This is a genomic window from Candidatus Sulfotelmatobacter sp., assembly GCA_035498555.1.
In the GTDB taxonomy this organism is placed as follows: Bacteria; Eisenbacteria; RBG-16-71-46; order RBG-16-71-46; family RBG-16-71-46; genus DATKAB01.
Genome location: DATKAB010000121.1, coordinates 1 through 13,036, shown reverse-complemented (window position 1 = coordinate 13,036; position 13,036 = coordinate 1). Strand labels below are relative to the sequence as shown.

Annotated in this window: 11 protein-coding genes; 4 read left to right on the top strand and 7 right to left on the bottom strand. The window is 68.4% G+C overall.

Annotated features, from left to right (window positions below):
• The 3 genes from VMJ70_10570 to VMJ70_10560 form a co-directional block, all read left to right on the top strand.
• The coding region (locus tag VMJ70_10570) for an ABC transporter permease (protein HTO91563.1) at nt 1–621 on the top strand (621 nt) is incomplete at its 5' end.
• A 49-nt stretch (nt 622–670) separates the two neighbouring features.
• Complete coding sequence (locus VMJ70_10565) at nt 671–1,621, top strand: ABC transporter permease (protein HTO91562.1); 951 nt, start codon at nt 671–673, stop codon at nt 1,619–1,621.
• 138 nt (nt 1,622–1,759) lie between these two features.
• Nucleotides 1,760–4,147: a FlgD immunoglobulin-like domain containing protein gene (locus VMJ70_10560; GenBank protein ID HTO91561.1), complete on the top strand. Its 2,388-nt coding sequence runs from the start codon at nt 1,760–1,762 to the stop codon at nt 4,145–4,147.
• Between the two features lie 45 nt (nt 4,148–4,192).
• Here the strand turns inward: VMJ70_10560 and VMJ70_10555 are convergent, their stop codons facing one another.
• Together VMJ70_10555 and VMJ70_10550 are read right to left on the bottom strand one after the other, a co-directional pair.
• Nucleotides 4,193–5,530: an FAD-dependent oxidoreductase gene (locus VMJ70_10555; GenBank protein ID HTO91560.1), complete on the bottom strand. Its 1,338-nt coding sequence runs from the start codon at nt 5,528–5,530 to the stop codon at nt 4,193–4,195.
• Nucleotides 5,527–6,162, bottom strand: coding sequence for a hypothetical protein (locus tag VMJ70_10550; protein ID HTO91559.1), 636 nt, complete (start codon nt 6,160–6,162; stop codon nt 5,527–5,529). The genes VMJ70_10555 and VMJ70_10550 overlap by 4 nt, the downstream gene beginning before the upstream one ends.
• Before the next feature lie 399 nt (nt 6,163–6,561).
• Between VMJ70_10550 and VMJ70_10545 the strand changes: the two genes are divergently transcribed.
• On the top strand, nt 6,562–7,512 hold the full coding sequence (locus VMJ70_10545) for a hypothetical protein (GenBank protein HTO91558.1): 951 nt from the start codon (nt 6,562–6,564) through the stop codon (nt 7,510–7,512).
• A 24-nt stretch (nt 7,513–7,536) separates the two neighbouring features.
• On the opposite strand, the gene VMJ70_10540 is transcribed toward VMJ70_10545, so the two are convergent.
• From VMJ70_10540 to VMJ70_10520, 5 genes are all read right to left on the bottom strand, one after another.
• Complete coding sequence (locus VMJ70_10540) at nt 7,537–7,971, bottom strand: DoxX family protein (protein HTO91557.1); 435 nt, start codon at nt 7,969–7,971, stop codon at nt 7,537–7,539.
• Complete coding sequence (gene hydA, locus VMJ70_10535) at nt 7,971–9,401, bottom strand: dihydropyrimidinase (GenBank protein HTO91556.1); 1,431 nt, start codon at nt 9,399–9,401, stop codon at nt 7,971–7,973. The genes VMJ70_10540 and hydA overlap by 1 nt, the downstream gene beginning before the upstream one ends.
• Before the next feature lie 10 nt (nt 9,402–9,411).
• Nucleotides 9,412–10,098 carry a hypothetical protein gene (locus VMJ70_10530; protein ID HTO91555.1) on the bottom strand — a complete coding sequence of 229 codons (687 nt, stop codon included), beginning with the start codon at nt 10,096–10,098 and terminating at the stop codon, nt 9,412–9,414.
• Nucleotides 10,099–10,141: 43 nt separating this feature from the next.
• On the bottom strand, nt 10,142–12,217 hold the full coding sequence (locus VMJ70_10525; GenBank protein HTO91554.1) for a T9SS type A sorting domain-containing protein: 2,076 nt from the start codon (nt 12,215–12,217) through the stop codon (nt 10,142–10,144).
• 149 nt (nt 12,218–12,366) lie between these two features.
• The coding region (locus VMJ70_10520) for a hypothetical protein (GenBank protein HTO91553.1) at nt 12,367–13,036 on the bottom strand (670 nt) is incomplete at its 5' end.

Below are 13,036 nucleotides of genomic sequence, written 5' to 3'. Positions count from 1 at the left end.
GTCTCGCTGCTGGTCTCGGGTCTCGGCACCGCGCTCGCGCTGGTGGTCGGCATGATCGCCGGCCTGGTCGCCGGCTTCTATCGCGGCGTCGCCGATCTGCTGGTGTCCCGCTTCGTGGACGCGATGATGGCGATTCCGGTGTTGCTACTGGCGATCGCGCTCGCCTCGGTGCTGCGCGGCAGCACGCTGTGGATGATGGTGCTGATCCTGGCGCTGGTGAACTGGACTTATCTCGCGCGCATCATCCGCGGCGAGGTGTTGAGCCTGCGCGAGCGCGACTTCGTCGAAGCCGCGCGCGCGCTCGGCGCTTCGGATGTCTCGGTGCTGTGGCGGCACCTGGTGCCCAACCTGCTCGGGCCGGTGATCGTGTTCGCCACCCTGTCGCTCGCCGGCAACATCCTGCTCGAGAGCGCGCTGTCGTACCTCGGCGTCGGCATTCAGCCCCCCACGCCGTCGTGGGGCAACATGATTCAGGAGGGGGTGCCGCTCTACAACGTGGCCTGGTGGATCACGCTCTTCCCGGGGCTCGCACTGCTCCTCACGGTGTTGAGCCTCAACCTGGTCGGCGATGGATTGCGCCGGGCGGTGGCACCCGGCACGGAAGGTGGTCACGTCGGATGACACGGCGCGCGCGCCATGCCGGAGCCCCGCGTACGGAAGAGGCGGCCCGATGACCGCCATGATCGTGCGTCGCCTGTTCTGGAGCGTGGTGGTGCTGGTGGTGGTGTGCGCCGTGACCTTCGCGATCTTCTTCGCGGTGCCCGGCGATCCGGCGCGGCTCATCGCCGGCAAGTACGCGACCGCCGCCACGGTCGAGCTGATCCGCCACCGGCTGGGGCTCGACCAGCCCAAGCTCGTCCAGTTCGGAACCTTTCTGTGGCGCGCGGCGATCGGCGACTGGGGGTTCTCGTACGTCAGCCAGCAGCCGGTGTTGCCCACCATTCTCACCGCATTTCCGAAGACGCTCTCGCTCACCACCGGCGCCGTCATCATCTGGCTGTGGATCGGGATCCCGTTCGGGATCGTGAGCGCGCTGAAACCGCGCTCGGCATGGGATCGGCTTGCGACCGTCGGCGCGCTGATCGGCGTCTCGGCGCCGGTCTACTGGCTCGGACTCGTGCTGCTCTCGGTGTTCGCGGATCGCCTCGGCTGGTTTCCGATCGGCGACTACGCGACGGTCTCCGAAAGCGGGCTGGCGAGCTGGGCCCACCACCTGGTGCTCCCGTGGCTGACCCTCGCGCTGCTCTACGCAGGCTGGTACGCGCGCCTCACGCGTTCGCAGATGCTCGACGTGATGCGGCTCGACTACGTCCGGACCGCGCGGGCCAAGGGGCTCCCCCCCAGCCGCGTGATCGGCAAGCACGTGCTCCGGAATGCCCTGCTTCCGATCGTCACCATGCTCGGCATCGACGTCGCTTACCTGATGGGCGGCGCGGTCTTGACCGAGTCGGTCTATGGGATTGCCGGAATCGGCGGGCTGGCCTGGCGGGCCATCCGGCAACGCGACCTGCCCATGGTGATGGGCACGGTCCTGTTCGCGGCGGTGTTCATCGTCCTCGCCAACTTGCTGGTGGACCTGCTTTACATGTCGCTCGATCCCAGGATCCGGGTCGAAGAATAGCGTTGACACCGCGTCGCTCGTGGCGAGAGGCTTCAGCTCCATCGGTCCCCCGGTCGCACGGGACCCGCGAAAACCGGGATTTCTGAGCCGCTCCCACCCGGAGCTGGCCGCGCCTCGCGCGCGATGAGAGGTTCCTCCATGCGTGCACCTGCCCGATTCCTGCTCGCGCTCACGTTGCTCGCTTCGCTGGCGGTCGTCTCGGGGCTGGCTCTCGCCAACGGCGACCCCCTGCGCTGTCCCAGCGATTTCAAGCCGCCGATTCTGGTCACCCTGTCACCGCCGGCTCCGTGCGCTGGAGATTCGGTACGCGTGGTATTCCGGGCCTGCGGCGATTGCCCGAAGCTCCTTGGCATCGACTCGAGCGGCGCCGGAATCCTGATCCGCTCGGAAATCGACGACCCGGCGCATTGCCTCGTCGATCACTGCCAGCCCGAATCGCTCAGCTACTCGCTCGGCGCGCTTGCCGCCGGCCGTTTCGTGTTCCGATTCGTCTACCTGACCAGGCTGACGCTGCACGATCAAGACCTCGCCGCCATCGACCATCACGGCGGCGACACGCTGGTGTGCAACGTCACGCACGCCGATTCGATCGCCTTCAGCGTCTCCGGCAATTGTGGCACTCCGCCCCCGCCCGGAAAGATCCCCTTCGTGACCGACGTGCATATCGGCCGCGGGGCGCCGTGCGACACCTGTCCTCAGATCGCGTGCCCGGGCGACAGCATTCCGTTGCACGTTCAGGGCGCGTTCGATTCGAGCTGCATGAGCTTCTATGGCGCCGCGCTGGCGTTGCCGCTCGCGGCCCACTACGACATTCCGATCCCGGGTCCGATTCCGGCTCCACCGATGATCCGCCTGTTCTACAAGCAGCTCGCTTGTCCGGAGAGTACTTGCACGAACGGCACGTTCCCGTGGTCGGCGGACTTCATGCTCCCGCCACTGCCTTCGCGGTCCGCGCCCTATCACCTCTCGATTTCGGCCGCCCAGCTGCTGGCGGACTGCACGGGGCCGACCGACTCGGTCACCGCGCTGGGCGGGAGCTCCTTCCCGTTCGTGGTCGCCGCAAGTTGCAGCAGCGTGGTCTCGCCTGCCTGCCTGATCGCGCACTTCGACGTGGCGGGGCGTGCGAGCGACGAACGGTGCGATGCCTTCGTCACGCCCGGACATCCGGGCAACGCCAGGTTCGAGGCGGGGTCCGGCGTCTCGCTGTACGGGCTCCAGGGAGAGTTCAAGCTCGATCCGCCGAAACTCGCGGTTTCCAACCTCACCGCGCTGGGCGAAGCCGCGGCCATGCACCTGCAGTGGCAGGCGACGGATCACGGCGCCAAGTTCGTGCTCTACTCCGACGGCAAGGCGCACATCTCACCCATCGATCCTGCGCACCTCGACTCGACGCTGGCCGCGATTCTCGACGTTCAGGTTTCGGCCGGCACCGACAGCTCGGGTCCGGGGAAGTCCGGAGACAAGGGCAACGTGCCCAAGGTGAAGCTGCGCTTCCAGAATCTGCTCGGGGCCGACTCGCTGGCCAACGGGCTCGATCTCTGCCCGACGTTCGCTGCGGATCTGCGCTCGTTCGTTCAGTTCTGCCCGGGCCCCGGCTGTGACTACAACGGCGACGGTTCGATCGACGTGCGCGATCTGGTGGCGATGATCCGCTGCCTGCACGATTCGACCGCCTGCCCGGCAGGCGCGGTCCCGCCGGATTGCGACGGCGACAGCACGTTTGGCGTCCCCGACGTGATGTGCTGCGCGATCGAGATCCTGCACGGCGATCATCCGGGCAACGAAGGCGGCCACCACGACGCCTCGCTGGCCATGAACTTCGGAGCGCCGATCCAGAGCGGCAATCTGGTCGACATCCCGGTCACGCTCGACGGCGACAACCCGATCGGGGGCGCTCGCCTGGCGTTCGACTTCCCGGCCGATCGCTACGAGCTCCGCGACGTGGTCTTCCCGTCGAACCCCAATTGCCTGGGGCTCTACCAGGGCTCCTCGGGCCGCGTGGACGTCGGCCTGCTCGAGCTCGGCGACCTGATGGGCAGCTCGAGCGCCAGGGCCGCGAGGGAAGCGCGCGCGCTGGCGGCCGGGGCCGCGCATCACACCTTCACCCTGCGGCTCGCGCTGAGACCGGGGCAGACCGCGGGTGGCGAGGTTTCGCTCGCGCTCGCCGACATCTCGGATCCGAGCGGCGCGCTGGTGACCGCGAGCCTCGGCACGCCGGTGGCGAGCCTCGGCAGCGGCAGCGGCGGCGTGATGATGGCGCCGGCTCGACCCAATCCGTTCGGGCGCAGCATGACCTTCGCGGTGACCATGGCGAAGCCCGGCAATCTCGAGGTCACGATCCACGACGTGTCGGGCCGCGTGGTGGCGACGCTGAATCGCGGCTCGGTGGCGGCTGGAGCGCACTCGTTCACCTGGAACGGCGCCAGCAGCGACGGCTCGCGCGCGGCGAACGGGATCTACTTCTACCGGGCGCGTGCCAACGGGCAGACGCTGTCGAGCAAGGTGGTGTTCATTCGCGAGGAGTAGCGAGCGAAACCGGGATCGGCGATGGCGGGGCGCGGGTGGCGACAGCTACTCGCGCCCCGCGCGCATCGGGGCGTCGCCGCGGAGCGTGATTCCGAGTGAAGCGCAGATCGCGCGCGCGGCGCGCTTGGCTTCCTGGGCCGCGGTGACCACCAGCTCGCCGCCCAGCACGTCGCCGCCGGCGAAAACCTTCGGGTTGCCGGTGCGGCCGGTGGCCTCGTCCACCACGACGCGGCCTTTCTCGTCGAGCGCGACACCCGGAAATTGCGTGGCGAGTGAACCGAGCTTGGCCTGGCCGATCGCGACGATCGCGAGCTCGCACGGTACCTGGCGCCCGTCGGCGAGCGAGAGTCCGGTGAGCGCACCGCTTGAATCGTGCATGAACGCCTTCGGCACGGCGCGCTCGAGCAGGCGCACGCCTTCCTTGCGCGCCAGCTCCAGCTCGTGGGCGTAGCCGGGCATGTCGCCCGCTCCGCGCCGGTAGACGAGCGTGACTTCAGGGACGCCGAGTTTCGCCAGCTCGCGCGTGGCATCGATCGCGGTGTTGCCGCCGCCGACGACGATCGCGCGCTGCAGGCCGGGCAGCGAAAAGCCAGGCTCGAGCTTCAGGCGCTCGATCCATGCCGTCGCGCCGATCACGCCCGCGCCGTCCTCGCCGGGAATGCCGAGCTTCGCGTCGGCGCCCAGCCCTACACCCAGGAACACGGCGTCGAAATCGCGCAGCAGATCGGCGGGCATCGGGTCGCGGCCGATCTCGACGCCGGTCCGAATCTCGACGCCCAGCGAGCGGATGAAATCCACTTCCATGGCGCCGCCGTCGACCTGCATCTTGTAAGGCGCGACACCGGTCACGTTGAGCCCGCCGGGGAGCGCGCGCTTCTCGAACAGCATCACGCTCACCCCCTCGAGCGCGAGATAGCCGGCGCAGGCCAGCGACGCCGGCCCCGCGCCCACGCACGCCACCTTCTTCCCCGCCGGCGGCGCCTTCGGCAGCAGCTTCGCGCCCGCGCCGTTCCGGAACATCGTCTCCACGGCATAGCGCTGCAACCGGCCAATCTGGATCGGCGGCGTACGATGCCACTGGTTGTAGACACAGGCGCCGACGCACAACACCTCGACCGGGCACACCCGCGCGCACGAATAGCCGAGCAGATTGGCCGACAGAATCGCGCGCGCCGAGCCCTTGACGTTGTCGGTCGCGATCTTGCGGATGAAGCCTGGAATGTCGATCCCGGTCGGGCACGCCTCCACGCACGGCGCGTCCGAGCAATAGAGGCAGCGGTTGGCCTCGGCCACCGCTTCTCCCGGCGAGTACACCGGCTTGGCGTCGGCCAGTCGCCTCTCGAGACGATCGAGCGGGATCACCGTGGCGGGAGTCGGGCTCATCGCGTGCTCGCCACCGATCGCGACCGGGCGCAGCGCGATTCCAGCTCGGCCCGGGTCTGCGGCGAAAAGCCCGGAATCTCGCCGCCCAGTCCGTGCTCGGCCCACAGCACACGGCTGAGAGCGTCACACGGCTTGCCGTCGCGCACGCGCAGGTCGAGCCCCTCGGTGAACGCGGCCACGGCGGCGTTGCGCATGCGGGGTTCGCCGGCTCTCACCGCCAGCACGAACAGGCTGTCGTTCCAGTCGGCCGCAGCCGAAAGGCTCCCGTTTCGCTCGAGCCGGTCGGCGGCGCGCGTGCAGACTTCGACGCCGAGCGCGAGCAGCTGCGGATCGCTCGCACGGCCGCGCGAGCGGAAGCGTGCCCGGGCGAGGCGCGCGTCCACCGCGGCGCGATCGAGACGTCCGGCCAGCAGCTCGGCATGGACGCGATCCAGGTAGCGCTGATCGATCACGGCGTGGCGTCCCGGCTCCCAGAACCGCACCGGCTCCCAGCCCTCGAGCCAGGCGATCTCGTCGTCGAAGCGGCCCGCGTGATGGAGCGACCAGGCGCCCGCCAGCGCGGTGATTTCAAGGGCGGCGATCAGCACGAGCAGCGCGAACAGCACGAAAACCATGGCATAGCGCGGCTTCACCGGGGTCGCGACCCTGGACGGTTCGGTGTGTTCATGGCGAAGCATCTTGCCACGAACCGGCGGGCAGCGAAACGTCGCCGGAGATCGCCGAAATACGGCAGGAATGTGACCGGACGGAGGTCGGCGGCCTCGAGTCGTGCGATGCGGCTTCGAATCGCCGAGGGCGGCCCGGAATCCCGGCATCACGGCGGGCGGCCCCCTTCCGTCATGCCCTCATGCCCCCGGGTGGGGACATGAAGCATGGCCTGCCTCCGAATCGGGGGCGGTCGCATCTACAGGCGCGTCGGCGCCAGAGTTTACGTTGCAATCCGGCGCGAGTCGGAGAATAGTGAACCACCGGAGCGCGCACGTTCCATTCTGGCGCGGCACGGCCCGCCGGGCGTGCCTCGGGAACCGACCATGAAGTTCCGATCCGTCACCAGCCTGACGCTGCTCACCTACGCGCTTTCGTCGCCTCCATTCGCGGCCGGCATCAGCCAGCTCGTGGTCGCGCCGTTCTCCGATTCGACCTCCGGCCCCGATCCCGCACACGCCTCGGCCCCCGACGCCTTCCAGTCCTTGACCGATTCCGAGCGCGCGTTCTCGGCGCTCTCGGTCGAGAAGGGCATGAAGGAAGCGTTCCTCACCTATCTCGCCGAAGGAGCCATCATCTTTCGCCCGCTCCCCATCGACGGCCGCGCCTCGTGGGAATCCCGAAACAGCCCGCCCGGCACGCTGATCTGGGAACCCTGCTACGCCGAGGTGTCGCGAGCCGGCGATCTCGGCGTCTCGACCGGGCCGTGGGAATACCGGCCGCCCGGCGAGACCGATCCGGCCAAGATCGCGTACGGTCACTTCATCTCGATCTGGAGGCGGCAGGCGGACGGCAGCTGGCGCGTGGCGCTCGACATCGGCGGCAGCCACGCCGCGCCGAAGAGTGGCGGCGTGGGAAGTGGCGAGCTGAAGCGCGGCGCCGATCATTCGAACGCGAAAGCTGCGGGCCCGAGCAGTGTCTCCGACCTCGCGCAGCTCGATCGCATGCTTGGCGAGGCGTCGCGGTCGGGCCTTGCGCACGCCCTGCAGCAGACCGCGACCGCCGACGTTCGCTTCAACCATGCCGGCAGCGAGCCGGCGCTCGGGCTCCCCGCGGCGCGCGCCGCGGCGGATTCGCTGGGCGGCGGCTGGCAGTTCGCGACCGGCGGCTCGGGGGATTCGCGTTCCGGCGACTTCGCCTACACCTACGGCGTGGCGGCGCGCTTCGCGAGCGGCACGGCGGCTGGAACGGATTCGAGCACTTATCTCAACGTATGGCGCCGCGACGAACACAATCGCTGGCGGCTGTCCCTCGCGGTGCTGAACCGCGTGCCCTGAGCACGCCGGTCGCTTCGAGCGTGGCTACCTGCGCGGTGCAATCGGCGCGCGCGCGAGCCTTCCCCACGCCACGAACACGGCGAGTCCGCCCAGTACCAGGTGCAGCGGGATGACCTGCGCCTCGCCACGCGCAATGTGGAATGGAATGGCCAGACCCATGATCGTGGCGAGTCCGATCGCCGCGATCGGGGAGAGAATCGGCAGGACCCGCGACACCGAGGGCAGGATCAGGCCGAGGCAACCCGCCATCTCGCAGAGGCCGATGAAGCGCACCAGTGCGGGCGGCAACGCGGCCGGCCACACCAGCATGCGGGACAGCTCGGTCATCGGCTGCGAGATCTTGAGGTACCCGGCGTAGCCGAACAGCAGCGCGAGCAGGAGCTGCGCGATCCACAGGGCGATCCGGAGCGCGAGCCCGGCCGGCTTCGCGCGCGCGCCAACGGCGGGGCCGCTCGCCATCACACTCTCCCCATCTCCATCGCGCCCATCGCCTGACGCGTTCGCGGGCTCTCGACCTTGCGGGCGATGAAGCGCCCGGCGCCGCGCTGCACGTCGAGCTTGCCGTCGGTAAATTGCACGCGCCCGTTGACGATCACCTTGGCCGGGACGCCCTTCACCTTGAAGCCCTCGAAGATGCTGCGATCGCACTTCGAATGGTGGGTCCTCGCGCTCCTCATACCGGTCGCGGCGGGATCGTAGATCACGAGATCGGCGTCGCTGCCGACCGCAATGGTCCCCTTTCGCGGGTAGAGCCCGAAGATGCGGGCGGGATTGGTGCTGCCGAGGGCCACCATGCGCTGCAGGTCGAAGCGGCCCTCGCACACGCCGTACGTGTACATCAGCTGCAGGCGATCCTCGATGCCGGCGGCGCCATTCGGGATCAGGGTGAAGTTGTCCTTGCCCATCTTCTTCTGCTCGTGGGTGAACGGGCAGTGGTCGGTGCCGATCGAATCGAGCATGCCGTTGCCGACCCCGTTCCACAGCGCCGCGTGGTGGCCCATGTGCGCCGGGCGAATCGGCGGGCTCATGACGTACGCCGAACCCCCGAAATCCGGCCGGTTGAACACGGTGTCGTCGAGCAGCAGGTACTGCGGGCAGGTCTCGCCGTAGCAGTGCTGGCCCGAGTGCTTGGCGCGCCCGAGCGCCTCGACCGCCTCGCGACAGGTCATGTGAACGATGTAGGCGGTGGCGCCGTGGAGCCTGGCCATCATCAGCGCGCGGTTCGTCGCTTCGCCTTCGACGGCGCTCGGCCGGGACACCGGATGGTACTCGGGGCCGAGGTCGCCGGCCGCCACCAGTTCCTTCTGCAGGTGCCAGACCGCGTCGCCGTTCTCGCAGTGCACCGTGACCACCGCGCCGAGCTTGGCCGCCTGCTTCATGACCTGATAGAGCTCGCCGTCGTCCACCATGATCGCGCCCTTGTAGGCCATGAAGACCTTGAACGAGGTGATGCCGTGCTTCTCGACCACCTGGGTCATCTCGTCGGCGGTCTTGTCGTTCCAGCCGGTGATCGCCATGTGGAACGTGTAGTCGGACACTGCCTTCGCCGAACGCTCGCGCCAGATCTTGAGGCCCTCGAGCAGCGACTGGCCGCGGTTTGGAATGCAGAAGTCGATGATGCTGGTGGTACCGCCGGCGATCCCCGACGCGGTGCCGCTCTCGAAGTCATCGGCCGACACCGTGCCCATGAACGGCAGCTCCATGTGGACGTGCGGATCGATGAAGCCGGGCAGTACCAGCGCGCCCGAAGCGTCGATTACCTCGTCCTTGGCACCGCGCTTCTCGAGCTGCGGCGCGATCGCGGCGACCTTGCCGTTCTCGACGTAGAGGTCGGCGACGTACCGATCGGCGGCGGTGACGATCTCACCGTTCTTGACGAGCAATCCCATGAACTCCTCCTCAGCCTCGCGTGTACTCGACCAGCCGCATCCAGGTGATTCCCGGCTCGGGGCCCTCGAAGCTCTCGAGCATTCGATCCTGCTCGTCGGCCCAGTAGCTGTAGCCCTCGTGCTCGCCGGCGGGCGGCAGGCTCACCACGTAGCGCCTGGCCGCGACCCTTCCCCAGGGAGCGTTCCAGGTGCCGCGCTCGACGCAGCGGATCAGCATGCGCTCGGGGCTCACCGCCATGTGCGGCGGCCCGATTCTCAGCACCGGGAATTCGTGCTCGCCGCCGAGCTGGAAGTCTCGCCGCGAGAGCATGAACTGCTGGAACAACGGTGACGTGAACTCGACCTCGCACGGGTCTGGAAAATCGCCGTGCTGCTCGCGGATCTGGCCCTCGTGTTCGATTCTCACTCGCCACTTGCCCGAATCGGCGGCGTGCCGCGCCCGCAACACGCGCGATCCCACGTGCCACAGCACTTCGAGTCCGAGCGGGCGCCAGGTCGGCGTCAGCGTGACCCGGAACTCCTGAAGGTTCGGGAGCGGGTGCGGCGCGACCAGCTCATGCGTTCCGGTGACGATCAGATGTTCGCCGGTGTGCTCGATCCGCCAGCGTTCCTCACCGCACTCGTAGCCGCCGTGGAAGATGGCATAGCGGCCGGCGGCGACGGTCGTCAACGTGTAGCTGGAACGGAGCGGATTCACGGATCGACAATACACCGGGCCGGGCGTTCCCACTCAGTCCGTTTCAGCGCACCACCACGAACCTCCGCGTCGTGACCGCCGAGCCCTGCCGGGCGCAAAGGAGGTAGACGCCCGAGGCGAGGCCCGTGGCATCGAGGCGCTCGGACTGCGGGCCGGCCGAGGCGACTCCGGACCACACGCGGCGAACGCGCCGCCCCGAGACATCCAGCACCTCCACCCGACCCGCGCCCGAGCGCGGCCACGCCACCTCGAACCGACACGCGCCGTGCAGTGGGTTCACGAGGCCGCTGAGGGTCACGCCGTCGAAGGCCGCGGCTCGAACTCCGGAGTTGTTGGGCAGCTGCCAGAGCGCGAGTCGCGTTCCTGATCTGCGTACGGTGACTGCGGGGATCGTCACCACGCCATGGGCGTCCGAAAGGGCCGCCCCGCTCGCGAACAAGACTCCGCCGGCGTCGGTGAGCGAGTACTGAACCGGGGTCTCGGGTTGGATCCTGAACTGCTGAAGGCGTCTCGGCGTGACGTCCACCGAGAGCGAATCGGGTGCTCGCAGAGTCCCCCATCGAGTGGCCAGGTCGCGCAGGGTGAGCCTGATCCCCCACACCAGGCGCGAGTCCACGATGGTCGTGGTGTCCCACTCGACGTATCCATTGATCGTTCCGACGCTGTCCCCGCTCGCGGCATGTCCGTCGCCCGGGTTGGAGTCGGTGCTGCAATTGGAGAGGGCGGGGAAGCTCCGATCGCTGCGATACCGGTAGACGTAACCGAAATTTCCCATCGGAGCCCAGGCCGACAGCGCGCCCCCGTTGTGGGTGCTGGTGTCGAAGAAGAACATGCCTCCTTCGCGTGTGGAGTGCATGGTTCGGAAGAAAATCGGCTTCTCGGCCCAGCCCGTGGTCGTATCGTACCGCCCGCTGAACGAGACGATCGGAGGGACGGCGCGGCCGGCATTCGCCAACTCCTTCACCAGGTAGTTGGCATCGAGAACATCGAACGTTCGCTCCCCTTCAGGGGTCGGGAGATCTTCCTGCACCGTGCCGAAGAGATGATCGCAACTCCAGCGCTGAGCTCCGGAAAGATTGAACGAGCAGGCCGCGTCGGGGTCGGCCTCGAATCCGAAATCGAAGACGCCGTGAGCGAACATCGCCCCCGCGATCAGGTCGGGGAGCCGCAGCGTCGTGAACAGGGCTCCGATCGCGCCCATCGAGTAGCCGATCGCATAGACGCGCGTGGTGTCGATGGGAAGAGTCGAGCGGGCCCATTCGAGAGTGAAGACCACGCGTCGCATCGTGTAGTCCACCACGAATCCCGAGGTCGGCGTGGAATTCGAGCGCGCGGTGATGTCGAATCCCTCGTTGTATCCAAACCAGAAGGTGTTGCCCTCGGCGGTGGGCATGTAATCGTCCATGGTGAGGACCCATTCACCCGGCGTGCCCGTGCCGTTCGTGAGCGAGAGAAAGTTGCCGCCTCGGACATGGGGGTAGAACATCAGGGCCTGCCAGCCGCCGGGAGCGCCCGGCACGACCGCGCAGTCGTAAGGGATGCTGGGCCGGTTGCACATTTCGGGGAACCAGGGCGAGTCGTGATCGCTGGTCCACAGCGTGTAGACGTCGCCCGTCACCCGCGCCACCGTCAGCTTCCTCTGCCAGACCGGCTGCGGGCGGTCGGGAATCTCGAGGACTCCGCTGGCGGTCGCATTGACGCCGGGGACCGTCACGGTGTCGGCGGGAACCGTCGCGGAGTCGCAGGTGACCGCGTACCAGGCGGTCGCGGTGGCGCCCGGCGTATTGACGAACAGGCCCTGTCCCGCCGCCAGGTGACTCCCGTCCGGCATCGTGTACGAATAGGAATAGCCGATGAGGGACGAGCAGCGGCGATCACACCAGGTCGAGTCGAGAACGCTGCCCACCAGCGCGTAATGCGAAATCCCGCCGCCCTGCGGGGGAGTCGTGGCCCGATAGACGTGATAGGACCACCCCGTTCCCGGTGGAGACGACCAGGTCAGGAAGGTCTGACCGTGGAACGGACGCGCCGTGAGTCCGCTCACACGCGCGGCCGCGGCCGGTGCGGGCAGAGCCAGAATCAGGGCGAGCGCGAACTCCAGAGACAGGTTTCGCCGCATGGCGCCCAAGCTGCGAGCGAGAGGGTCTAACCTCGCCGGCCTGGGGTCGCTCTAGGGCCGGCGGGCGAGCAATGACTCAGGCTCACGGCCTGAAAGCATACACCGTGAGCCCTGAGCCGCGCGTGCGGCGGGTGAGTTGGCGATCCTGGCTAGGCGACGGCCGCCGGAGTCGAGGTGGAAGCTCCCGTGCTCGATGTCGAGCCGGCCGGGCTGCCGTTCAGCGCCGCGCTCAACTGCCCCAGCGCCTGACTGAGCCAGTCGAGGGCGTTGAACGGCGAGCCGCTGCTCGAGTTCGACATCTCGTTCTGCCAAGAGTCGAGAATCGACTGAAAGGCGTCGAGGAGCCGCTGCATGACGTCGTCTCTGGAAGTCGGTGCCACCGGCGCCGGCGCGGCCTGCTTGTCGGTGAGCAGGCTGGTGGAGCCGTCGGCAGCCGGCGCGCTCGGATCGCTCGACATTGCAACCGCCGGCGCTGCGGAAACCACTCCGGAGCCCGAGTCCGGCTCGGCCGGCGCGGGCAGCACCGCGGGCGAAGGCTGCGCGGCCGACGCGGGCGAAGGCTGCCAGGTGCGCAGCTTGATCGCGATCATGTTGACACTCACCGAGCGCTGAACGTCGAGCGTGTAGCCGGAGAGCGTCGAGAGCGAGCCGTCGCCTGGATTCGAGAGATCGGCGCCGGGGCCGGAAGCGCCAGCGGTGGTGCCCGAGGCGAGCTGAGGCAGCCCGGCCTTGATCTGGTCGAGCAGCGTGTTGATGTCGGCCAGCTCCTGATCGCTGAGCGAGCCCTGGACCTGCACCTCGAGGCTCTGCGAGCTGGAG